This is a genomic window from Alcaligenes sp. SORT26 (assembly GCF_017377875.1).
Classification (GTDB): Bacteria; Pseudomonadota; Gammaproteobacteria; order Burkholderiales; family Burkholderiaceae_B; genus Alcaligenes; species Alcaligenes parafaecalis.
Window position 1 is genome coordinate 3,666,916 of the sequence record NZ_CP070975.1, and the last position, 21,937, is coordinate 3,688,852.

General features: G+C 56.6%; 25 protein-coding genes. 18 read left to right on the forward strand and 7 right to left on the reverse strand.

Going from position 1 to position 21,937, the window contains the following annotated elements; translation table 11 throughout:
* The first annotated feature begins 155 nt into the window (after nucleotides 1-155).
* Nucleotides 156-797 carry a DsbA family protein gene (locus JYG33_RS16705; protein WP_207873274.1) on the forward strand — a complete coding sequence of 214 codons (642 nt, stop codon included), beginning with the start codon at nucleotides 156-158 and terminating at the stop codon, nucleotides 795-797.
* An 85-nt stretch (nucleotides 798-882) separates the two neighbouring features.
* On the opposite strand, the gene JYG33_RS16710 is transcribed toward JYG33_RS16705, so the two are convergent.
* Nucleotides 883-2,682 (reverse strand): autotransporter domain-containing protein, encoded by a 1,800-nt coding sequence (locus JYG33_RS16710; RefSeq protein WP_207873275.1) that lies wholly within the window; start codon nucleotides 2,680-2,682, stop codon nucleotides 883-885.
* A 262-nt stretch (nucleotides 2,683-2,944) separates the two neighbouring features.
* The gene (locus JYG33_RS16715) at nucleotides 2,945-3,595 is read right to left on the reverse strand and encodes a carbonic anhydrase (protein WP_207873276.1); all 651 of its coding nucleotides are present in this window, start codon (nucleotides 3,593-3,595) and stop codon (nucleotides 2,945-2,947) included.
* Nucleotides 3,596-3,703: 108 nt separating this feature from the next.
* Between JYG33_RS16715 and cynR the strand changes: the two genes are divergently transcribed.
* The gene (gene cynR / locus JYG33_RS16720; RefSeq protein ID WP_207873277.1) at nucleotides 3,704-4,591 is read left to right on the forward strand and encodes a transcriptional regulator CynR; all 888 of its coding nucleotides are present in this window, start codon (nucleotides 3,704-3,706) and stop codon (nucleotides 4,589-4,591) included.
* A gap of 45 nt (nucleotides 4,592-4,636) precedes the next feature.
* Here the strand turns inward: cynR and JYG33_RS16725 are convergent, their stop codons facing one another.
* The gene (locus tag JYG33_RS16725; protein ID WP_207873278.1) at nucleotides 4,637-5,173 is read right to left on the reverse strand and encodes an ureidoglycolate lyase; all 537 of its coding nucleotides are present in this window, start codon (nucleotides 5,171-5,173) and stop codon (nucleotides 4,637-4,639) included.
* A 222-nt stretch (nucleotides 5,174-5,395) separates the two neighbouring features.
* Between JYG33_RS16725 and ccmA the strand changes: the two genes are divergently transcribed.
* From ccmA to JYG33_RS16775, 10 genes are read left to right on the forward strand one after another with little or no spacing between them, the layout of a single operon-like run.
* The gene (gene ccmA / locus JYG33_RS16730; protein WP_207873279.1) at nucleotides 5,396-6,016 is read left to right on the forward strand and encodes a cytochrome c biogenesis heme-transporting ATPase CcmA; all 621 of its coding nucleotides are present in this window, start codon (nucleotides 5,396-5,398) and stop codon (nucleotides 6,014-6,016) included.
* The gene (gene ccmB, locus JYG33_RS16735) at nucleotides 6,010-6,678 is read left to right on the forward strand and encodes a heme exporter protein CcmB (protein ID WP_207873280.1); all 669 of its coding nucleotides are present in this window, start codon (nucleotides 6,010-6,012) and stop codon (nucleotides 6,676-6,678) included. The genes ccmA and ccmB overlap by 7 nt, the downstream gene beginning before the upstream one ends.
* A 5-nt stretch (nucleotides 6,679-6,683) precedes the next feature.
* Nucleotides 6,684-7,415, forward strand: coding sequence for a heme ABC transporter permease CcmC (ccmC, locus tag JYG33_RS16740; protein WP_207873281.1), 732 nt, complete (start codon nucleotides 6,684-6,686; stop codon nucleotides 7,413-7,415).
* Entirely contained in the window at nucleotides 7,415-7,600 is a 186-nt protein-coding gene (ccmD, locus tag JYG33_RS16745; RefSeq protein WP_243430211.1) for a heme exporter protein CcmD, read from the forward strand. Before ccmC ends, ccmD begins: the two co-directional genes overlap by 1 nt.
* Complete coding sequence (gene ccmE / locus JYG33_RS16750) at nucleotides 7,593-8,042, forward strand: cytochrome c maturation protein CcmE (RefSeq protein ID WP_207873282.1); 450 nt, start codon at nucleotides 7,593-7,595, stop codon at nucleotides 8,040-8,042. The genes ccmD and ccmE overlap by 8 nt, the downstream gene beginning before the upstream one ends.
* On the forward strand, nucleotides 8,039-10,006 hold the full coding sequence (locus JYG33_RS16755; RefSeq protein ID WP_207873283.1) for a heme lyase CcmF/NrfE family subunit: 1,968 nt from the start codon (nucleotides 8,039-8,041) through the stop codon (nucleotides 10,004-10,006). Before ccmE ends, JYG33_RS16755 begins: the two co-directional genes overlap by 4 nt.
* Complete coding sequence (locus JYG33_RS16760; RefSeq protein ID WP_207873284.1) at nucleotides 10,003-10,533, forward strand: DsbE family thiol:disulfide interchange protein; 531 nt, start codon at nucleotides 10,003-10,005, stop codon at nucleotides 10,531-10,533. Before JYG33_RS16755 ends, JYG33_RS16760 begins: the two co-directional genes overlap by 4 nt.
* Nucleotides 10,530-11,003, forward strand: coding sequence for a cytochrome c-type biogenesis protein (locus JYG33_RS16765; protein ID WP_207873285.1), 474 nt, complete (start codon nucleotides 10,530-10,532; stop codon nucleotides 11,001-11,003). Before JYG33_RS16760 ends, JYG33_RS16765 begins: the two co-directional genes overlap by 4 nt.
* Nucleotides 11,000-11,875: a c-type cytochrome biogenesis protein CcmI gene (ccmI, locus tag JYG33_RS16770; RefSeq protein ID WP_207873286.1), complete on the forward strand. Its 876-nt coding sequence runs from the start codon at nucleotides 11,000-11,002 to the stop codon at nucleotides 11,873-11,875. Before JYG33_RS16765 ends, ccmI begins: the two co-directional genes overlap by 4 nt.
* Nucleotides 11,876-11,903: 28 nt before the next feature.
* Complete coding sequence (locus JYG33_RS16775) at nucleotides 11,904-12,614, forward strand: cytochrome c biogenesis protein CcdA (protein WP_222667713.1); 711 nt, start codon at nucleotides 11,904-11,906, stop codon at nucleotides 12,612-12,614.
* Nucleotides 12,615-12,678: 64 nt separating this feature from the next.
* On the opposite strand, the gene JYG33_RS16780 is transcribed toward JYG33_RS16775, so the two are convergent.
* The 4 genes from JYG33_RS16780 to JYG33_RS16795 form a co-directional block, all read right to left on the reverse strand.
* Nucleotides 12,679-13,428 carry an SDR family oxidoreductase gene (locus tag JYG33_RS16780; RefSeq protein WP_207873288.1) on the reverse strand — a complete coding sequence of 250 codons (750 nt, stop codon included), beginning with the start codon at nucleotides 13,426-13,428 and terminating at the stop codon, nucleotides 12,679-12,681.
* Between the two features lie 116 nt (nucleotides 13,429-13,544).
* Nucleotides 13,545-14,612: a bifunctional DNA-binding transcriptional regulator/O6-methylguanine-DNA methyltransferase Ada gene (gene ada / locus JYG33_RS16785; protein WP_207873289.1), complete on the reverse strand. Its 1,068-nt coding sequence runs from the start codon at nucleotides 14,610-14,612 to the stop codon at nucleotides 13,545-13,547.
* A gap of 224 nt (nucleotides 14,613-14,836) precedes the next feature.
* Nucleotides 14,837-15,031 carry a heavy-metal-associated domain-containing protein gene (locus JYG33_RS16790; protein WP_022983238.1) on the reverse strand — a complete coding sequence of 65 codons (195 nt, stop codon included), beginning with the start codon at nucleotides 15,029-15,031 and terminating at the stop codon, nucleotides 14,837-14,839.
* Nucleotides 15,032-15,105: 74 nt separating this feature from the next.
* On the reverse strand, nucleotides 15,106-15,543 hold the full coding sequence (locus JYG33_RS16795; protein ID WP_207873290.1) for an Ivy family c-type lysozyme inhibitor: 438 nt from the start codon (nucleotides 15,541-15,543) through the stop codon (nucleotides 15,106-15,108).
* 325 nt (nucleotides 15,544-15,868) lie between these two features.
* Here JYG33_RS16795 and JYG33_RS16800 point away from each other — a divergent pair, with 325 nt between their 5' ends.
* The 6 genes from JYG33_RS16800 (at nucleotide 15,869) to JYG33_RS16825 (ending at nucleotide 21,736) form a co-directional block, all read left to right on the forward strand.
* Nucleotides 15,869-17,038 carry an ABC transporter substrate-binding protein gene (locus JYG33_RS16800; RefSeq protein ID WP_207873291.1) on the forward strand — a complete coding sequence of 390 codons (1,170 nt, stop codon included), beginning with the start codon at nucleotides 15,869-15,871 and terminating at the stop codon, nucleotides 17,036-17,038.
* 20 nt (nucleotides 17,039-17,058) lie between these two features.
* Entirely contained in the window at nucleotides 17,059-17,979 is a 921-nt protein-coding gene (locus tag JYG33_RS16805) for a branched-chain amino acid ABC transporter permease (protein ID WP_207873292.1), read from the forward strand.
* 3 nt (nucleotides 17,980-17,982) lie between these two features.
* Nucleotides 17,983-18,945: a branched-chain amino acid ABC transporter permease gene (locus tag JYG33_RS16810; protein ID WP_207873293.1), complete on the forward strand. Its 963-nt coding sequence runs from the start codon at nucleotides 17,983-17,985 to the stop codon at nucleotides 18,943-18,945.
* Nucleotides 18,942-19,763, forward strand: a complete 822-nt coding sequence (locus tag JYG33_RS16815; RefSeq protein WP_207873294.1) for an ABC transporter ATP-binding protein — start codon at nucleotides 18,942-18,944, stop codon at nucleotides 19,761-19,763. The genes JYG33_RS16810 and JYG33_RS16815 overlap by 4 nt, the downstream gene beginning before the upstream one ends.
* Complete coding sequence (locus JYG33_RS16820) at nucleotides 19,756-20,460, forward strand: ABC transporter ATP-binding protein (protein WP_009462239.1); 705 nt, start codon at nucleotides 19,756-19,758, stop codon at nucleotides 20,458-20,460. Before JYG33_RS16815 ends, JYG33_RS16820 begins: the two co-directional genes overlap by 8 nt.
* 274 nt (nucleotides 20,461-20,734) lie before the next feature.
* On the forward strand, nucleotides 20,735-21,736 hold the full coding sequence (locus JYG33_RS16825; RefSeq protein ID WP_207873295.1) for a cytochrome-c peroxidase: 1,002 nt from the start codon (nucleotides 20,735-20,737) through the stop codon (nucleotides 21,734-21,736).
* The last annotated feature ends 201 nt before the right edge of the window (nucleotides 21,737-21,937 follow it).

Here is a 21,937-nt window from a genome sequence, read left to right on the forward strand (position 1 = left end):
GCTCTTGGGGAGTTTGATATCACGGACTGAGCGGCGTGGACCTTGATAGAGTCGTTGAGGTAGCCGATCCTGCATAAGTGTTGCTACCAAGTAGATCGATGCCGACTAAAATAAGGCTCAGTTTCCGGAAGACCGGACCACCTTGAGGGATAGTCATGAACACATTCAATTTACCCGCCCGTTCGATTGTGTATGTGCAGGATGTGTATTGCGGTTGGTGCTGGGGTTTTGCCGAACGCATGGTCGAGTTCGAGGCGGCCAACAAACACCGTATTCCCTTTACAGCCGTTTCGGGTGGCCTGTTCGTGGGCGAACGGGCTGCTCCCATGTCCCGTTACCCCTATATTTCCGAGTCCAACGAGCGTATCGCTCAGATGACAGGGGCGACATTTGGGGCAGCTTACAAAGCCTTGGCCGAAGAGGGCTCGACGGTCATGGATTCACTGGATGCGGCGACGGCGGTGGCGGTGCTACGTGATCAGGATCCCCAACGGGCTATTCATTGGATACACGAATTGCAGCAGGCCTTTTACCTGAATGGGCGCAGTCTGTCTGATCAGGAGGTCTGCCTGGAGATTGCGGCTGCTAATGGTTTGGATGTGGAGGCCGTACGGCGTCATTTGACCGACGGCTCTGGCAGGGAGCAAGCCTTGGCGGACTTTGCTTTGGCGCGGGCTTTGGGCGTGCAATCCTACCCGACCTTGCTATTTGTTGATGGCCGAAAAGTGACGCAATTACCGGCTGTCGGCACCCCTCTGGAAACGCTGAATCAGACCTTGGATTCATTACTGGCTTGATCAGAACTCAGGTACACAAGGCAGATTGAAATTGCGGCATCCGGGCCTGGCCCGGATGCCGCAATAGTTTTGAATACAAGCAGGCTTAGAAGCGGTAAGCCGTATTCAGGTACAAGGCCGTTTGTGCGCTGGTGCCTTTACCCACTTGAGTGCTGACGCCCGCTCCCAGCGTCCAGTTATTGCTGAGCTGACCTACGGTGCCCAGTTCCAGCAGGCCTGTATCGCGCACGCGCTCCTGGTCTGTAGGCAGGTAGAAGTGGCGGTTGTTGTAGACGCCGTCCTGCAAGCGCGCACCCAGCAGTGCTGCCGGTTTCTTGAACTCGTGCAGCCACTCTGCGGAGGCGAACACGGACCACTTATTGCTGACAGCAACATTGATCTGGTAGCCCAGGCTGCTTTGTACGGAGGTCTGGTCCTGGGCATCAAAACCCATGGAGGTCGATAGCCCTTGACCATCTTCTGACAAGGCCTTGATCTTGGATTTCTGCATGCTCAAGCTCAACAGTGGACCGTGGGTTACCGCCCCGGCCTGCCAGTCGTAACCAGTGCTGAGTTTGCCGCCGTACTGGCTACCACCTGCTTTGGCCTGGTGTTCACGCGTGGCGGCGCCCAGACGTAGATGACGGCGGGTTTTGTTATCCAGATCGCTGTAGAAAATCTGGGCGTTGACCCACAGATTTTCGGCTTGCCAGCGACCGTACAGACCTGCCGACTGACGCTTCTGGCTGTAGGTGCCTTCTTCGTCTGTATCACCATCCAGATTTTCATAAGACAAGTAGGCACCGACCGTCCAGTCATCCAGACGCTTGTCCAAACCCAGCTTCCAGGCGGCTTGCGTGCCATCCAGACGCGAGTTCGCGCTGCTGCTGTTGCGCGTGATCGCCTCTCCCTGGAACCAGACGGCCAAATCCCTATCCAGCGACGAGCTGATGGTCTGCAGTCGACGATCAATATGCTGCATCTGCATCTGCCCGGCGGTATTCGCTGCAGAGGCCAGCATGGCTACCTGACTGGGGGCGCTGACGACGGCGTGGGCATAGTCGGCAATGACGGCATGACCACCTGAAGTAGGATGCACGCCATCAGCAAACATATAGCTTTCGTCTGCGCCGGGAGCCAGCAGATCGGCGGGCGTACACAGGCGGGAAGACACACTGCCGCAAGCGGCTGTATTGACGTTGGTGAAACCGTAGGCTTGCGGGTCAGCAGCCACTTCGTGCAAAAGCGCCGAGACATTCAAGGGAATGATATTGGCGGAGCTGGAACTTAGCTGCTGGTTGAACGCCTGGTTATAGCTGTCACTGAGCAAGGTGGCGATACCCGCGCTGATCGGCGAGCCGGAGAATTCCGGGGTCATACCCAGGTCGGGGATATTGGGAACCAGAATGTAGCGTGCGCCCGCTTGCGACAGCGTATTGATCAATGCAGCTTGATTGCCAACGGAGTCCGCCACGATCTGGGACATATTGAACGGATCCTTGACTGCGGCAAACAAGTCATTTGCGCCACCCCACACGGTGTACAGAGCCTGTCCGTCCAGGCGTCCGTTGTGCATGGCCAGTAACTGAGCTGTCTGCGTAGTCATGGCGGGCAGGGGCGGGTTGGTGGGGCCGAGAGGGCTGCTAGGGTCCAGACGTTCGTCTACGGCTACGCGTGCTCCACCGACGGCGTAGTTGCTGCCGCCCTGGCTGCTTGGGGTCGCATCGGTTCCCAATTTCTGGGCCAGTACCTGGGACCAGACCTGACCAGGGTTGGTGGTAAAGCGCGAGCCAAATTGACCACTGTCAGTCAGGCTGTCGCCGATGAAGTAGGTATTGGAAAAGGCTTGGGCCTGTGTTCCAGCATGCAAAGCCATCAAGGCCAAGGCAAGGCAAGTTTTTTTCATGGATCAGCCATTAAAAAGAGTTCCCGAGTAGCAAGTCCTGAACAGTCCTTTGCTCTTTGTGTCGTGGCCTTCAGCCCTGAATAGCGACTCGGATGAAACTGGTGGATGAAAAGATCATCGGATCACTGGCCATCATAGTAAGGGGGCGTTTATTCCTGACACAGCCGGGCACACTGTTTCACTGGCAAGATAAACGCTAGCGGAGAGCAATAAAAAAACGCCATGCAAAAGCATGGCGTTTCTGGTTTGGTTCCGGGTGGGTTTAGCCGCGTACCAACGGCGCTACACACACATTCGGATTATCCGCCAGGGGCACAAATTTCATGCTGCCACCGTCATAGGCGTCGATGGTGCCCGACTCAATGTCATAGACCCAGCCGTGCAAGGTCAGGCGGCCTTCGGACATGGCCAGACGCACCGAGGGGTGTGTCTGGATATTGGCCAATTGGGCCACGACGTTTTCACGCACCATGGAGGAAATGCGATCTTGCTCGCTGGCGTGGGTACGGGCTTCATTGACCAGGCGGGCCGAGTCGGCGTAGCGCAGCCAGTGATCCACGGCAGGCATGTGATCCAGGCACTGACAGGTGGCGATGGCGGTCATGGCACCGCAATCGGAGTGACCACAGATCACGATGTCAGACACACGCAGGGCGGAGACGGCGTACTCGACCGAGGCCGTCACACCACCGGGTTCCGGGCCATAAGAAGGCACGATATTGCCAGCGTTACGAATCACGAACAGGTCGCCGGGTTCACGTTGTGTCACCAGCTCGGGAACCAGACGGCTATCGGAGCAAGAGATAAACAAAGCGCGGGGGTTTTGTTGTGTGGCCAGATTTTTGAAGAGCTTGGCGCGCTTGGGATAGGCTTCCCGTTGGAATTTCAGGAAACCGTCGATAATGTCTTTCATCCTTGTCCTTGTTATTCGGCTTGAACAGAAGATTACCCTTTCAAGGTCATAAGGTAAAATACCGATTTCTGATGCTTTCCATTGGGTTTGCTTATACAAAGGCCCCTTATGCTTTTGCGCCATCTTAATTACTTTCTGGCGGTTGCCCAGTATCAAAGTTTTACCCGTGCAGCACGTGCCTTGCATGTGTCACAGCCCGCTCTGTCGCAACAGGTGCGGCAGTTGGAAGAACACTTGGGGGCGCAACTGTTTGACCGTACTGGGCGACTGGTGCGTCTGACGGATGCGGGCGAGGTGTATTTGCGTTATGCCCGTCAGGCCTTGCAGGACCTGGAGGAAGGGCGGCGGGCGCTGCACGATGTTAGCGATCTGAGCCGAGGCTCTTTGCGGGTGGCTGTGGCGCCTACCTTTACGTCTTACCTGATCGGTCCTTTGGTAGAGGCTTTCTATCGGCGTTATCCCAATGTGCGGCTGGTGGTGCAGGAAATGCTGCAGGAGCGCGTGGAAACGCAACTGGTTGAAGACGAGCTGGATATTGGTATTGCTTTTGAGAAGCCGACGTCGGCCGCGGTGGAGTTTCAGCCTTTATTGGTAGAGACGCTGGCTTTGGTGATGAGCCGGACACACCCTTTGGCAGAGCGGCGCAGCATTGATAGAGACACCTTGATGCGTGAGTCCCTGGTGTTGCTGACACCGGAATTTGCCACGCGTGGGCAGATTGAACGCCATTGCCGCCAGCATGATCTGGACTTGAAAGTATCGATGGAATCGAACTCGCTCAATGCCGTGATTGAGGTGGTGCGGCGCACGGGTTTGGCGACCTTGTTGCCTGCCGCGATTGCCAGTAATAGTGAGTATCTGGTGGCGGTTAGTCTGGACCCGGCACCGCCGCAACGGCGGGCCATTCTGATGCAGCGCAAGGGCGCCTATCAATCTGCAGCGATGCGCGCTTTTATTGAGCTGGCGCTGAAATACGGCGCGGCATCGACGTTTTGATTTTTGGGTCCTGCAGAGCGATTTTTACGCTCTGCACCCGCTACTTTATAGAGTCACCACCACACTCTGTTCCAGAGGACGCAGCTCGCTTTCCACAGCGGGTTTGCCCTCGTTCAAATGGGCGACCAGATCTACCGTGGTAGAGATGCGCGTCAACATCAAACAGGCTACTTCACCCCCGGCAACACGGCTGCTGTGCCAGCAACCGGGACGCATGCACACGCCTTGCCCTTGAGGGAGGCGGAAAGCTTTCAGTGTGGACAGGTCCGGGCCGCCTTCGGCTTTGCTCTCGGCCACGATATGGATCACTTCACCTGTCAGCGGGATCAGGGCCTGTTGCGTCAGCAGATGGTTTTCCAGAGCGGTGATGTTCGGGTCCTGAATCCGGTAATTCACCCATAACACTTCGGTCTGACCGCTTGGGCCTGTGTCAAACGCATGTTCGTGCCAGAAGTCAGTGGCGGCATTGCTGAAGGCAGCCGTCGCAGGCGCAGTGGCCAAACCTTTACCCAACATCCAGCCATAAGGTGCAAAGGCCTCGGGGCTAAGGGGCTGGGGAGTCAGGGTGATAGGGGTGTTCATGATTTATTGCTCAAAGAAAGTACTAAGGCAGCATCTTATCAAGAATGCAGCCCCGAACCCGGATTGGCCTAGATCAATAAGCTGGAGTTTCTCGTGGGCTTTGCGGAACTAAGTCAGGCATCCCCTGTCTTGAAAGAGGCTCGTCATTACTTAGCGAGCTAAGCAAGCCGCCTTTTTTCATGGGCGGCTTCGCTCTGTTTGCTTTCTTGATAAGGGGGTTCTGTGCTTCAAGCTGTTTCGCTGACCTGTAGACGGGGCCAGCGTCGTGTGTTCTCCGAGCTGAGCCTACGGCTTGATGCTGGCCAATGTTGTTTGGTCAGTGGGCCCAATGGCAGCGGCAAAACCAGCTTGCTGCGTATCCTGGCCAATATCGCCCAGGCGGATGAAGGCCAGCTTATCTGGCGTGACCAGCCCGTGCAACGTAACGATAGCGACTACCGACGACAGCTTGTGTATGGCGGTCATGCGGCGGGGCTGAATGGCAGTTTGTCAGTACAAGAAAACCTGGACAGCTTGCTCTTGCAGGATCGTGTCCCGCTGGAACAGGACGCCTGTGATCAGGCGCTACGGGCAGGCGGTTTGCTGGCATACCGTCGTGTTCCTGTGCGGCAGTTATCCGCTGGACAGCGCCGTCGCGTGTTTCTGGTGCGCTTGTCTCTAAGCAATCGCCCTTTGTGGATTCTGGATGAACAGTTAACCGCGCTCGATAGTGCCGGTCAGAAGTTTCTAGGCGAGCTGATCGCACAGCATTTGCAAAAGCAGGGCGCCGTTATTTTGACCAGTCACCAGACTTTGCCGTGGGATCTGGATGTGCAGCACCTGGATCTGGGGCAAGCATGTTGAGTCTCTTTGCCGCCTTGATGAAACGCGAGTGGCGCTTGGCGATGCGTCGCCCCGGTGATGTTCTGATTCCTCTGGTTTTCTTTCTGGTGGTGTGCAGCCTGTTCCCTTTGGGCGTCGGAGCCGATGCGGCCCTCTTGTCCAAGATGGCTCCTGGCGTGCTGTGGGTGTCGGCCTTGCTGGCTACCATGCTGTCGCTAAGCCGTTTGTTTGAACAGGACGAACAGGACGGTGCGCTGGAACAGGTTCTGTTTTCCCATCTGCCACTTAGCCTTTGGGTCTTGGGCAAAGTGCTGGCGCATACCTTTTTAACCGGCGTGCCTTTGCTTTTGCTGGCTCCGATTCTGGGGCTGCAATTCAGTTTGCCCATGTCCAGCCTGGGCGTGCTGATGCTGTCTTTAGCGCTGGGGCTGCCTGTTCTGACCTTGCTGGGTGCGATTGGTGCCGCGTTGGTGCTGGGCCTGCGCTCGGCAGGTGTGCTATTGGCTTTATTGATTTTGCCCTTTTACGTGCCCGTGCTGGTCTTCGGGGCGGGGGCGGTGCAAGCGGTTCAGGCCGGATTGGGTGCGCAAGCGCATCTGTCCGTTCTGGCCGCTTTTTTACTGTTGGCTTTGTTCTTTGCGCCACCTGCTACGGCAGCGGCGTTGCGCCTTGCTCTTGAGTAAATTCCATGAACTTTTTGTATCGCTACGCCGCTCCTCAAAACTTCTATGTCCTGGCCGGTCGCATCGTGCCTTGGGTTGCCACCCTGGCATTTCTGCTGTTTCTTGTGGGTGCTTATGTAGGCTTTTTTCTGGCCCCCACTGATGCCCAGCAAGGCGAAGGCTATCGCATCATTTTCCTGCACGTTCCTGTGTCCTGGATGTCCATGCTGATCTATCTGGCGATGGGCTTCTGGTCCTTGCTCAGTCTGGTGTTCAACAGCCGCACTGCTGCCATGATGGCCGCCGCCCTGGCTCCTACTGGCGCGATCTGTACGGTGCTGTCGCTGGTCACCGGAGCCCTGTGGGGCAAGCCCATGTGGGGGGCCTGGTGGGTCTGGGATGCCCGACTGACTTCCGAATTGTTGCTGCTGTTTTTGTACATGGGTTTCATGGGCTTGCGGGGCGCGATTGATGACCCGCGCCGCGCGGATAAAGCCGCATCCATCCTGGCCCTGGTCGGGGTGGTGAATGTGCCCGTTATCTATTTCTCGGTGCAGTGGTGGAACACCTTGCATCAGGGGGCTTCGGTATCGCTGACCAGCTCGCCGTCCATGGCCACCGTCATGTTGACGGGCATGTTGCTGATGAGTCTGGCCATGTGGTGCTACAGCATTGCCATCGCACTGTATCGGGTGCGCAATTTGATTCTTGAACGTGAGGCGCATACCGCCTGGGTTCGCAACTTGACGGAGGGCTGATGATGCATTGGTCGAGTGTGGGCGATTTTTTCGCTATGGGCGGCTATGCCGTGTATGTGTGGGGCTCGGTGCTGGCCTGTACCGTGTTGATGCTGGGCGAAGTGCTCAGCGTCCGGGCAGGGCGGGCAAGGGCCTGGCAGCGGGTGCGTGATGAGCGTGCTTTGGGAGAAAGCCGTCATGACTAAGCGACAGAATCGTCTGGCCCTGATTCTGGGCGCTTTGGTGGTGCTGGGTGCAGCGACCGCCCTGATCCTGAATGCTTTTCAAAGCAGCCTGGTGTTCTTTTTCACCCCTACCGAAGTCAGTCAGGGGCAAAGCCCCGAGAACCGAACCTTCCGAGTTGGCGGCATTGTGCAGATGGACAGCATCCGCCGTGGCGGTGATCAAGGTATGGCCGTGAACTTTGTGGTGACGGACGGTGCCGCGCAAGTGCCCGTTAGCTACACCGGTATTTTGCCGGACCTGTTCCAAGAGGGGAAAGGGGTGGTTGCCCAGGGCCGTTTGAATGAAAAAGGTCATTTTGTGGCTGAAGAAGTGCTGGCCAAGCACGATGAAAATTACATGCCGCCCGAGGCCATGCACGCCATGGAGCAGGCCGAGCGCGCGAAACAAGGAGCCCAGCCATGATCCCGGAACTTGGGCACTTTGCCCTGATCCTGACTTTTGTGCTGGCGCTGGCGCAAGGTGTGGTGGCTTTATACGGTGCCTGGCGCGGCAATCTGGCCTGGATGGCGTTTGCCCGTCCGGCCGCACGCTGGCAGTTCGGCCTGGTGGCCTTTAGCTTGTTGTGTCTGGCCTGGTCTTTTGTCAGCTTTGATTTCTCTGTGGCTTATGTGGCGCAGAACTCCAGTACCAAGCTGCCTTTGTTCTACCGCATCGCCGCAGTGTGGGGCGGGCATGAAGGCTCGCTGTTGCTGTGGATGTTCATGCAAACGGGCTGGGCCTTTGCCGTCAGTATCTATTCGCGTTCTCTGCCTGAAGCCATGCTGGCTCGAGTGCTGGGCGCGTTGGGCCTGATCACCGCCGGTTTCCTGCTGTTTGTGCTGATCAGCTCCAACCCCTTTGAGCGCATGTTCCCGGTGCCAGCAGAAGGCCTGGATCTGAACACGCTCTTGCAGGACATTGGCCTGATTGTTCACCCGCCCTTGCTGTATATGGGCTATGTGGGTTTTTCGGTCGCTTTTGCTTTTGCGATTGCCGCTTTGCTGGCCGGTCGTCTGGATGCCAGTTGGGCGCGCTGGTCCCGCCCTTGGACAACCTCTGCCTGGCTATTCCTGACCTTGGGTATCGCCGTCGGTAGCTGGTGGGCTTATTACGAGCTGGGTTGGGGCGGCTGGTGGTTCTGGGACCCGGTAGAGAACTCGTCTTTTGTGCCTTGGCTGGCGGGTACGGCCTTGATCCACTCTTTGGCGGTTACTGAAAAACGCGGCAGCTTCAAGAACTGGACTGTTCTGCTGGCGATCAGCACCTTCTCCCTGTCTATTCTGGGTGCCTTCCTGGTGCGTTCGGGGGTTCTGACTTCCGTCCACGCTTTCGCAACTGATCCTGCCCGTGGCGTCTTTATTCTGGCCTTGTTTGCAGTCATCGTCGGCAGCTCTCTGATCCTGTTTGCCTGGCGTGCTCCACGTGTCGGTGCAGGTGGGCAATTTGCCGTGGTGTCGCGCGAGTCCTTGCTACTGGTGAACAACGTCCTGTTGGTAGTGGTTACCGGTACGGTTTTGTTGGGCACCTTGTATCCCTTGATTATGGACTCCCTGGGGCTGGGCAAGATTTCGGTAGGCCCGCCTTATTTCAATAAGGTTTTTGTCCCCCTGATGATCCCGGCCCTGGTCTTGATTGTCTTTGGTGTCATGGCCAACTGGAAGCGGGCCAGCTTGATGGATATGGTGCGGCAACTGGCGCTGGTCATTGTGTTCAGCGTGGTGCTGGGTGCGGCTGTCCCTCTGCTTTATGGTCAATGGCAGGGGACGGCAGCCTTGGGGGCGGGCCTGGCGATCTGGATTGTGCTGGGTAGCCTGTTTGATGTGGTCAAGCGTGTGCGCGCTACCCGTATGGGTGTGTTTGCGCAGCCGCGTAGCTGGCTGGGACAGCACCTGGCGCATATCGGGGTGGCCGTCTTTGTGTTGGGGGTGACCATGGTCAGCCATTACGAGACGGAAACCGATGTCTTGTTAAAGCCAGGCCAAACCGCGCAAGTGGGTGCTTATGACGCTCGTTTCCAGGGTGTACGCATTGTGCCCGGCCCGAACTACTCTGCTGAACGTGGCACGGTAGAACTGCTGCAGGATGGCAAAGTCGTCTCCACCTTGTACCCGGAAAAACGTACCTATCTGTCCTCGGCCTTGCCGATGACAGAGTCGGCCATCAATGCCAATGGCTTGCGTCATATCTATGTGGCTTTGGGGGACAACTTCGATCAGGGCGGCTGGAGCGTGCGTTTGTACTACAAGCCTCTGGTGGACTTTATCTGGCTGGGTTGTTTGTTGATGGCTTTCGGGGGCGGATTGGCTATTAGTGACCGACGCTACCGTGCCAAACAAACTCGCACTGCGGCACAAAACAAAACTTTGGATACGCAGGTGCAGGCATGAACCGCTTTACCGTTCCCTTGATCGGCTTTGTACTGCTGCTGGTTTTTCTGGGTATTGGTTTGACCCTGAAGCCCAGCGAAGTACCGTCGCCTTTGCTTGACAAGCCTGCTCCGGCTTTCAGCCTGCCTCAATTGCACAATCCCGAAGCCAGTTTTTCGGGCGAGCAAATGAAGGGCCGTGTCTGGTTGCTGAACGTCTGGGCTTCCTGGTGCTACCCATGTTTGACTGAGCATCCCTTTATCAAGGAATTGTCTACCAAGCACAAGGTGCCGGTGGTGGGCTTGAACTATAAGGACGTGCCCGAGGAAAGCCGTGAGTGGTTGCTGCGCAATGGCAACTCTTACGAGGTTTCTGTCATGGACAGGGATGGCCGTGTGGGCATCGATTTTGGTGTGTACGGCGTGCCGGAAACCTTTGTGATCGACAAGCAGGGTATTGTGCGTTTCAAGCACATAGGTCCTGTATCGCGCGAATCCATGGAGGAAACCTTGTTGCCTTTAATTCGTCGTTTGGAGCAGCAGCCATGATGATGCGTCAATGGATGCTCGCCTTGGCGGCCAGCTTCTGGTTCCTCCTCCCGTCCGCTCAAGCCCAGTCGGGAGCACAAGGTGCCCAGGAGTCGGTGATGCTGGAAATAGCGGCCGAGCTGCGCTGTCTGGTGTGCCAGAACGAATCAATCGCAGCCTCGCGTGCCGAACTGGCTGTGGACTTGCGCCATCAGATCATGGAGCAACTGGGGCAGGGGCGTAGTCCGGACCAGATTCGGACGTATATGGTGGATCGCTACGGTGACTTCATCTTGTATCGCCCGCCCTTCAAATCCACCACCTTGCTGCTCTGGTTCGGGCCAGCCCTCTTGTTGCTGACGGGCTTTCTGATCTATGCCCTGACCCTGCGCCGCCGCCGCCGTGCGGGTGAGGACACGGCGCTGACCGAGCAACAACGCCGTCAAGCCGATGCCCTGTTGCAGGGCTCTTCTCGGGATGAACAATCGTGATTATTGCTTTTTATATCGTGGCCGCGCTACTGGTGCTGGCGTGCGCAGCGTATTTGATGTTGAGCGTCAAACGCAAACCCGCCTTGCAGCGGGTGGTGGAACACAAGCAGGCCAATCTGGCGATTTTGCGTGAGCAGCTCAAGGAAATTGAACGCGACAAACAGGCGGGTGTGCTCTCTGAGCAGGACTTCGAGCAGGCGCAGATGGATTTGCGCCAGCGCGTGCTGGAAGAGAACGAAGGGTTGAAAACGGAATCCGTGCAGCAAACAGGTGCGCCCAAGCTGGCCTGGACCCTGATGGTCAGCATTCCGGTCGCGGCTGTTGCGCTGTACTTTTACCTGGGGAATCCGGCCATGCTGGACCCGGCGGCCTTGCAGCAGCAGGCCAACGCACAGCCTGTGGATATTGAGGCTATGGTCGCCCGTCTGGAACAACGTCTGAAAGAAAACCCGGATGATCCCGGTGCCTGGTTGATGATGGCTCGTTCACATCGTTATTACGGTCGCCATCAGGAAGCAGCGCAGGCGTATGCCAAGGCCATGCCGGTAGTGGACGGCGACCCGACCGCCTTGGCGGAATATGCGGAGTCCATGCTCCTGGCCGGGGTCGACACCCTGGATGGTTTGCCAGGGCGTCTGGTCAAGCGTTCGCTGGAGCTGTATCCCGAAGAACCTTTGGGCCTGATGTTGGCTGGAGCGGCTGCCTTGCATAAAGAGCAGTACCCCGCTGCTATCGACTACTGGCAGCGTTTGCTGGCACAGTTCCCGCCGGATTCCGAAACCGCCAAGGTCGTCAACCAGGGTTTGCAATTGGCGCGTGAGCGTATGCGTCTGCCCGCCAACGCTGCACCGGAACCTGCCACGGCCCCCTGATATGGAAATTGTGTCTTTGGATTTGGGCATGATTGCCCTGATAACCGCGTTTCTGGCGGGGATGGCGTCGTTTTTGTCCCCGTGTGTCTTGCCTCTGGTCCCCGGCTATTTGTCTTATCTGGCGGGGGATGGGCAGGCGTATACGGAAGTCAAACGCAGCCATTTGCTGGGGCGCAGTGTTTGCTTTGTAGCTGGTTTTTCGCTGGTTTTCATTGCTCTGGGAGCCAGCTTGTCCTATCTGGGACAAATGCTGCTGTCTTATCGCTATCAGCTCAATATCGCCGCCGGGATTATGGTGGCCTTGGCAGGCCTGAGTGTGATGGGGGTACTGCGCATGCCCATGAGCCTGCAACGCTACTACCGCTTTGAGTCCGGCAAGGCGGCGGGCCCTGGCGGAGCAACGGTGATGGGGCTGGCGTTCGGTTTTGGCTGGACGCCCTGCATTGGCCCGATTCTGGCGGGCATCCTGATGATGGGGGCCAGTACCGCCAGTGCAGGCAAAGCCAGTATTTTGTTGTCCGTCTATGCCTTGGGCCTGGGTGTTCCTTTTATTCTGGCTGCCTGCTTTGTGACGCCGTTTTTGCAGCGCATGACACAGATCAGGAAGGTCGGGCGCTATATGCGTTGGGGCGCGGGTCTGGTATTGATTGTGATGGGCTGGGCCATGGCAACCGGCGAGCTGGCGCGTTTTGCTATCTGGGTACTCAAGACCTTCCCGGTGTTAGGGCAACTGGGCTAATACGCTTCAGTCTTCGCCTGCCATTAGTGCGGTGCTTCATCGACTATCAGGAAGCACCGCATGCTTATTTCACGGCCGCATTGCCTCCATCCGCGAACAGGGCGGAGCCGGTCACAAAACTGGACATGGGGCTGGCAAGAAAAAGTGCAGCGGACGCAATTTCTTCAGGTTTGGCGATTCGCTTCATGGCGTGCAACCCCGCCGCCCAGTCCTTGGTGCTCTGGTCCCCTGCGATGTCTGTATCGGTTCCACCAGGTAAAAGGGCGTTGGCCCGTATGCCTTTAGCCGCATAGTCCGCCGTGATGCCTTTGACCAATCCCATGAGTGCCGCTTTAGAAGCACCATAAGCACTCATGCCGGGCAGGCCGACACTGGTGCCCACAAAGCTCGACGTGAAAACAATCGAACCGCCACCGCGTTTGAGCATGGCTGGAATCTGGCTGCGGGCACCCAGAAAGGCTGCCCCAAGATTGGTATCCAGTGTTGCTTGCCATTCATCTGGCCTCAGCTCGGCCAGTGGCTTGAGGGCACCGACAATACCGGCGTTATTGATCGCAATATCCAGCCCTCCGAATTTGCGTGTCGCGACCTCCATCGCCTGCTCATGGGTTTCAGCTCGTGTGATGTCCCCCGCCACACACTCAGCACGGCCACCATGCTGCCGGATCTCCTTGGCGACCTCGTCAAGCAGGGCGCTGCGCCTTGCCGTCAGGACAATGGCTGCCCCGTGTTCGGCAAACATCAAGGCTATGGCGCGTCCAATACCGGAGGATGCGCCGGTAATTAGAGCAACCTTTCCATCAAGCAAAGCCATGAGTGAAATCTCCTGCGGTTTCTTTGAGAATTCACATCGTATTTGTCCCGGCCTGAGGGGGAACTCCGTTTCTTGCCCTCAAACCCGTTCTTGACGATTGGGCAGTCAGCCGATCATCAGTCTTGTACTTCGCGGCGTAGCAGTTCACGTTTGCGGTCTATACCCCAGCGGTAACCAGCCAGATCGCCATCACGCCGCACGACGCGGTGGCATGGAATGGCTACCGCAATGTGGTTGTTGGCGCAGGCCTGGGCCACGGCGCGCACTGCTTTGGGTGAGCCTATGCGTTCAGCGATCTCGGTGTAGCTGACGGTGGTGCCTGGCGGGATCTCGCAGAGCGCACGCCAGACACGTTCCTGGAAGGCTGTGCCTTGTACGTCCAGAGGCAGGTGCAAGCCAATTGAGGGGCTTTCGATAAAGCCTACGACTCGGGCGATCAACTGCTCGAAATCACCGTCGCAGCCGATGATTTCGGCCTTGGGAAACTGATCCTGCAAGTCGCGCAGCAGTTGATCGGGGTCCTCACCAAGCAATATGGCGCAGATACCACGTTGGCTCTGGGCGACCAGAATTGCTCCCAGCGAACACTGGCCTACCGCGAAACGGATAATCGCACCGGCACCACCGGCCCGGTAGTCGCGTGCACGCATGCCCAACAACTGTTCAGAGGCTTCGTAAAACCGGCTGTTGGAGTTGAATCCACTGTCGTAGATCGCATTCGTGATGGAGGTATCGGGCCTGCTGCTCAGTTCCTCGCGCAGTCTGCGAGCCCGGTAGGCCGAGCTGTATGCCTTGGGCGTCAGGCCGGTTTCAGCCTTGAACAGTCGATGAAAATGAAAGGGACTCTTGCCCACCTCGGCTGCCAGCTTGTCCAGCGATGGCTGCGTCTCCGAGGTCTCGATCAGTCGGCAGGCGCGCGCCACGATTGCGGCCCGTTCGGCTGCGGCGCTGGTCTGATCTCCATGGGCGCGACGGCTGTAACGGTAGCCCGCTGCTTCAGCGTCCTGGGGCGAATTGAAAAACTCGACGTTCTCACGCTTGGGAAGCCGGGTTGTCGAACTGGGCTGGCAGTACACGCCGGTGGTACGTACCGCATAGACGAACAGGCCGTCGGCAGCGGGGTCTCGCGCTTGCACGGCTGCCCAGCGTTGATCGTCGGTTTCGTAAGCACGGTTCGCAGTCATGAGGCAAAAGTCCTGACAACATTAATTACGAAGCCAGAATACGCTGGTCTTTCATCGCAAGCACTCCGATTCTTGCGGTCAATATCGACAGTCTGGGCTGGGACGGTATCGAGACCGGACGGCCACTGCAGGTAAGGGCATCAAGGTATCGATAAAAAAAGGCCGGTTGATACCGGCCTTTTTATTTTCTCTGTCTGACTGACGCCTTGGCAGGCGTGTCGTCCTTACAGGGCGCTGGGGGTGTAACCCGCTTCTTCAATCACTTTCAGGGCTTGCGCGCCATCCAGACCTTGAACGGTAACCTGGTGTTTTTCCAGATCCGTGCTGACGGTAGCTTGAGGGGCGACAGCCTGAATGGCTTCGGTGATGCTGCGCACGCAATGGCCGCAGGTCATGTCGGGTACGGAGAAGGTGGACATAGCTGACTCCTTTGATAGAAACAATGGAGTCAGCTTAAGGCTTGCCACGGGGGCAAGGTCAAGCGCTGTTTTTTTTAAAACAGGGCAGGTGACATCAGGCGGATCTGGTCGAACTCGGGATTCCCCAGCCATTGAATCTGGCTGCTGGCCAAACCTGGGCCTGATTCCTTGTTTTCCACAAAAGCGCCATAGGTAATGGTCTGCTTTTGGGTATCCAGCAGCACCACATAGCTGGAGCTGGTGCAGTCATGGGGCTTGCAGCCCTGGAACACTTGATAGTTGCGACCATCCAGAGAAACGGTCTCGCCCGGCGAAGCCGTACCGAAGTCCTTGACCCAACTCGCGTTTTTGGCGACGTCCTGCATCAGGCTTTGATATTGCTGGGCCACTTGCTTGTTGGACTTGGCCAGATCGGCCAGATAAACGGATTCCGAGGACTGTGCATTGCTCAGGAAAGGAACGAGCAGGGCGCTGCCAAGGACAAGGCGGCACAGAGAGTGGGAAATACGCATGGGATCTCCAAGATTGAGGCGAGCCCCCAGTTTAGCAGCGCGTCTGGCGCGGCATTGTTAACAAAATCAAGGAAAACGTGCATAAACGGCTATCTCTACAGTCGTTATAGTGCTTATCCGTCTATGGGATTGGCACAGGGGTGTGTTTCCTGTCGAATTACCAAGGCATTTAAGGGGTGTAGGTAAAAACCACAGCTTGCCAGCAAAATTGTTTCATAACTAAACTATTTATAAATGAATGGTTGGCATAGTTGAATTTGTAGTTCGATCTGCTGTGCATCTTATTTAAAGACAGCCTATAAGCGCGGTGGCGCAAGGAGATAACATGAAACGTATTGCATTGACTGTAGCTTTGGCTGCGGCTTTTGGCGGTTCTCTGGCTCACGCCGATACCATCAAGGTGGGGATGGCAATGGACACATCCGGTCCGTTTGCTGCCGTTGGTGGTGAGGTTCGTGATGGCTTTAATCTGGCCATCAAACAACTGGACGGCAAGCTGGGTGGTTTCCCGGCCGAGTTCATCGCGCAGGATATGGCCGGTAACCCCGACCAGGCCCGCCAATTGGTCAATCGCTTCGTGCAGCGTGACAAGATCGACTTCTTTACGGGTCCAGTGGGCTCCAACGTAGCCCTGGCAGTGGCGCCCGCCCTGTTCTCGGCCAAAGTGCCTTACCTGACCAGCAACCCAGGTCCCAGCCAGTTGGCCGGTGCCGGTTGTAATCCGTACTTCTTTGGCGTGTCCTACCAGAACGACGCCTTTGACGAAGCTGCCGGTAAAGTGGCTGCGGATCGCAACTACGAAAAAATGTTCATCCTGGCCCCGGACTACCCGGCCGGTAAAGATCACCTGAACGGCTTCAAACGTGGCTACGGCAAACCTGTTAGCGAAGAGCTCTACACCAAGCTGGGCCAGATCGATTACTCGGCGGAATTGGCACAGATTCGCGCTGCCAAGCCTCAGGCCGTGTTCTTCTTCCTGCCCGGTGCCATGGGCATCAACTTCATCAAACAGTTTGTGGCCGCTGGCCTGAACAAGGATGTGGTTCTGCTGGGCCCAGCTTTCTCGGGTGACGAGGACATTATCCCCGCCGTGGGCGAGCCTATCCTGGGCATGTTGAACACCGCCCAGTGGTCGCCTGACTTGGATATTCCTGCCAACAAGACCTTTGTGGAAGAGTTCCGCAAAGCCTACGACGGCCGCTACCCTTCGGTGTACGCCGCCCAGGCTTATGACGTGATTCTGGCTATCGACGCCGCCGTCAAACAAGTGGATGGCAAAGTGTCCGACCGCGAAGCTGTGCTCAAGGCATTGAAGGCCGCCGACTACAACTCGGTTCGTGGCCCATTTACCTACGGCAACAACAACTTCCCCATTCAGGCTTACTACCTGCGTGAAGTGGTCAAGGATCAGGACGGACGTCTTGTGAACCGCATGGTCAGCAAGGTGTTCGACTCCTACCAGGACGTCTACGCCAAAGAATGCAAACTTAATTAAGATTCACAGGTGGTAAAAGCATGTCGCTCATTCTGATTAGCGAGCAATTGCTGAATGGTTTGCAGTTTGGTTTGATGTTGTTTCTGATTGCCGCGGGCCTGACTCTGGTCTTCGGCATTATGGATATCATGAACCTGGCCCACGGCTCCCTCTATATGGCGGGAGCCTATGTGGCCGCGGAAACCATGCAGCGTACAGGGTCTTTTACCGCCGCCATTGTGGTGGCGGTGGCAGTGACAGCCCTGGTCGGTATTGCCCTGGAAATTCTCATTCTGCGCAAGCTGGTCACTCGTGATCACCTGGCTCAGGTACTGGGAACCTATGCCGTTATTTTGATCGCCAATGATCTGGTCAAAATGATCTGGGGCCCAACTCCCGTAATGTTGAATATGCCTGCCTTGTTGTCCGGGCCGGTAGAAATTTTGCCTGATTTCCTCTATCCCGCTTTCCGCCTGATGATTATCGCGGTCGGTCTGGTGATGGCGCTGGCCCTGTATGCCTTCGTGACTAAAACACGGGCTGGGGTGCTGGTGCGAGCAGGTGCCTCCAACCGACAAATGGCGACCCTGATGGGGGTGCGTGTGCCTATTCTGTTCCTGGGTGTGTTCACCTTGGGTGCTGCTCTGGCTGCGCTGGCCGGTGCCTTGCTGGGCCCGATTACCGCCGTTCAGATTGGTATGGGCGAGGACATTCTGATTCTGGTTCTGGTCTGTATCGTGATCGGTGGGATTGGCTCGATTCGTGGTGCGTTTGTAGGTGCCTTGCTGGTGGGTATGGTCGACACCGCTGGCCGTGCGTTCCTGCCCATGTTGCTGCGTAACGTCTTCCCGGCTGATGTGGCTTCCAGCGTCGGTCCTACGATTGCTGCCATTTCGATCTATGTCCTGATGGCTGTTGTTCTTGTTTTCCGTCCTTCGGGCCTGTTCCCGGCGCGAGGTTAATGTATGTCTACTTCGCGTATTTTGTCGGCCCTGGTGCTGGTAGCCTTATTGGCTTTCCCATTGATTGCACCGATGTACGGGCTTGAGTTCTACATTTCGTTTGTACGCCGTATCTTCATCTATGCCCTGGCTGCCAGCGCCTTGAACCTGGTTCTGGGTTATGGCGGGATGGTGGCCTTGGGCCATGCTGCGTTTTTCGGGGCAGGAGCCTATACCGTCGGTATTCTGGCTACTGAAGGCGTGCAAAGCGGCCTGATCGCCTGGCCTGCTGCCATGCTGATTTCCGGCTTGCTGGCTTTCCTGACCGGTGCGGTGTCGCTGCGTACTCGCGGTGTGTACTTCATCATGATCACGCTGGCCTTCGCACAGATGATCTTCTACCTGTTCATCTCCTTGCGCCAATACGGTGGTGAGGATGGCCTGAACATGTACAGCCCATCTACCTTGCCCGGAATTGATCTGGGTAATGACCTGAGCTTTTACTACCTGGTTCTGGCCATTCTGATTACGGTTCTGTTCCTCTTCAATCGCCTGGTTAATGCTCGTTTCGGGCAGGCCTTGATGGGTACCCGTGAAAACGAAAGCCGCATGACGACTTTGGGTTACCCCGTCTACCGCATTCGTTTAACGGCTTACACCTTGAGCGGTGCCATCATGGGTCTGGCCGGTGCTTTGCTGGCCAATCACAATCTGTTTGTCTCGCCTAGCCTGATGAACTGGACCCAGTCGGCTGACCTGATCATTATGGTTCTGGTAGGTGGTATTGGCTTGCTGTATGGCGGTGCCCTGGGCGCGTTTGTCATGCTGGTGCTGGAAGAGATGCTGCGTAACTGGACCGAGTACTGGCACATGCCTTTGGGTATTTTGTTGCTGCTGGTGGTGTTTTTTGCACCCAAGGGGCTGGCTGGACTGGTGCGTATCCGTTCGGCTGCCGATCCCGCTACTGCCGCCAAGGAGCAAGCATGACGAACACGATAGCAGCCGCCTCCACGGCGGGCAGCGGCACGGCCGCGTTGCAGGCCCGTGGTCTGATGAAGCGCTTTGGTGCTTTGCAGGCCACCAACGATGTGTCCCTGGATCTGGTGCCGGGTGAAATTCATGGTTTGATCGGTCCTAACGGCGCGGGCAAATCCACACTGATTCACTTGTTGTCGGGCACCTTGACCCCGGATTCGGGACAGCTCTTGTTGGGTGGGCGTGATGTGACTTCCTTGTCGGGTCACCAGCGCGTTGCCGCCGGTCTGGCACGTTCGTTCCAGATCACCAATATCTTCAAGAACTACACGGTGCTGGATAACCTGGTGCTGGCCTTGCAGGCATGCAGTGGTAGCAGTTTCCGCTTCTGGCGTGCTCGTCAGGCTGAAACCGAGCTGTACGAGCAGGCCCGTGCCTTGGCCGCTGAATGCGCCATTGATCCCACGCTTTTGCATACTCAGGCCGGTGTCTTGCCTCATGGCGAGCAGCGCAAAGTGGAGTTTGCATTAGCCTTGGCCAGCCGTCCGCAAGTCCTGTTGCTGGATGAGCCGATGGCAGGGATGGGGCCGGATGAAACGCTGCGTCTGACTGAATTGATTGAAACCATGCGTGGCAAAGCCACCATGTTGCTGGTCGAGCACGATATGGAAGCCGTTTTCCGTCTGGCTGACCGGATTTCTGTATTGGTGGCAGGTCATATTATTGCGACCGGTACGGCTGCCGAAATCCGCGATAACGAGGCCGTGCGTCAAGCCTATCTGGGTGATGACGACACGCCAGTTCCAACCAAGGTGGAAAGCCATGCTTGAAACGACTCAATTACAAAGTGGCTATGGTGCCAGCCAGGTGCTGTTTGGGGTAGATCTGTCCATTCGTAGTGGGCAGGTAGTGACGGTGCTGGGCCGTAATGGCATGGGCAAGACCACCTTGCTGAAAACCATTCTGGGCCAGTTGCCGGTGCGCGGTGGCGATGTGAAGTTCGACGGCCAGTCCATTGCGGGCTGGAACCCGGACCGTATCGCCCGAGCCGGGATTGCCATTGTGCCCGAAGGGCGTCAGTGCTTTCCTAACCTGACGGTGGCCGAGCACTTGACGGCCTTTGCCTGCAATCGCAATCCCAAAGCCAACAAGACCTGGACGCCCGAGCGTGTCTATGACTTTTTTCCGCGCTTGCGCGAGCGTGCGTCCAATATGGGCAACCAGCTCTCGGGCGGTGAACAGCAAATGCTGGCCATTGGCCGTGCGTTGGTCACCAATCCCAAGCTGCTGATTCTGGACGAAGCTTCCGAGGGTTTGGCACCCAAGGTTCGTGAAGAGATCTGGAACTGTCTGGCTGTACTGCGCGAAGAAGGACAGACCATCTTGCTGATCGACAAATACGTCGAGCGTTTGATGGCCTTGTCGGATCACCACATTATTCTGGAACGTGGCAAATTGGTCTGGCAGGGGAATTCTGAAGCTTTAGGGGCAGACCGCACCTTGTGGACACGCTATTTAGGCGTCTAAAAAACACAATTTGCAATAAATCTGACATGCCGCCTGTTTGAAAACAGGCGGCATTTTTTATGCCTTTCGTCAAGGCGCTATAGGCGATTGTTGCGGGGTAGTTGCACTTTCACCCGAAAGTTCCCTAAGGATCTCAGGAAAGATTCTTTCCTTGCGATGTATCAATGTGTAATGAAATGGCATTCCTTACGATGTCCATAAGGCCAGCAGGGTTATGGGTCCTACCCGGACCTCTTACTGGCAGGAAGCTCTGTCATCCCATAAGGAAGTTGTTATGAAATTACGCCTGTTCACTCTCTCTGCTCTGGCCGCCGGTTTATTGCTCGGCACCGCCGCGCAAGCCCAGGAAAATGAGCCTGTACAGCCGATCCCCGCTGCGGTTGTCACCGACCCGGCACGCGTTGAACTGGGTAAAAAGCTGTGGTTTGAACCCCGCTTGTCCCGTTCGGGCTTTATCTCCTGTAATTCCTGTCACAACCTGAGCATGGGTGGCACGGACAATATCCGTACCTCCATTGGTGACCGTTGGCAGGAAGGTCCCATCAACTCGCCTACCGTCTTGAACTCCAGCCTGAACGTGGCCCAGTTTTGGGATGGTCGTGCCAGCGACCTGAAAGAGCAGGCCGGTGGCCCGATTGCCAACCCCAAGGAAATGGCGTTCACGCACGAACTGGCCATGGAGTTCCTGAGCTCCATCCCCGAATACAAGGCCGAGTTCAAGCAAGTCTTTGGCAAGGCTGACTTTGGTATTGATGAAGTCACCACCGCTATTGCCGCCTTTGAAGAAACCCTGGTGACGCCGGATTCGCGCTTTGACCTTTGGTTGAAGGGCGATAAAAAAGCCATTACCGATCAGGAATTGGCGGGCTACCAATTGTTCAAGGGTAGTGGTTGTGTGGCGTGCCACAACGGCCCCAACCTGGGCGGTACGTCCTTCCAGAAAATGGGTCTGATCGAGCCCTACCAAACCAGCAACCCAGCCGAAGGCCGTGTCGCTGTCACAGGCAAGGACGCTGACCGTTTCAACTTCAAGGTTCCTACCTTGCGTAACGTCGAGCTGACCTACCCCTACTTCCACGATGGCGCGGTCAATACCTTGACCGAAGCCGTGGATACAATGGGTCGTCTGCAGTTGGGTCGCAGTTTCTCTGCAGAGGAAAATGCCCAGATCGTCGCGTTCCTGAAAACGCTGACGGGCAAACAGCCTGAAATCATGCTGCCAATCCTGCCACCTTCGCGTGACAACACACCACGTCCGGTGCCATTTGGTTCTTGATAGCAGACTGTTCAGGCGGCTTGTCATGAGCTAGGCCGCCTTGAAGTGACCCAGGTCCTGGATTTTATTTTCCAGGCCTGGGTTTTTGTATTTGGCTTTGGATTCATGGCCTTGCTTTGTTTTCAGGACACGAATCCCCTGCTGCTATTGTTGATGCTCGATCAGGCGGGCTAAAAAAATAGTACCATTTAGATACTATTT